General features: G+C 29.2%; 1 protein-coding gene. It reads left to right on the top strand.

The window, feature by feature from the left end; genetic code table 11:
• On the top strand, positions 1–240 hold a 240-nt coding region (locus tag KJQ99_RS11500; protein WP_214150786.1), incomplete at both ends, for a hypothetical protein.

The raw sequence follows: 240 nt of genomic DNA, 5'->3' as shown, positions 1-240 counted from the left end.
AACGCTTATAATACTTTCCATACAGAAGAACAAAAAGCTTTAGATAAGTTTAAGAACGATTTATTAGGTCATATAGATACTTATAAAGCTGCAATGACAGATGATACTTTAGAAAATCAAACTAGTGAAAAAGCACAAGCCGATAAACTAAAAGATATAATTAGCAATTCAAATGATTTTGAGACTATTAGCAAAGCTTATGGTGATTTTCTTGATAACACAGCTGTACAAACACAAACT

This window comes from Campylobacter sp. 2018MI13, from assembly GCF_018501135.1.
Lineage (GTDB): Bacteria > Campylobacterota > Campylobacteria > Campylobacterales > Campylobacteraceae > Campylobacter_E.
This window is presented reverse-complemented; position numbering and strand designations above follow the sequence as displayed.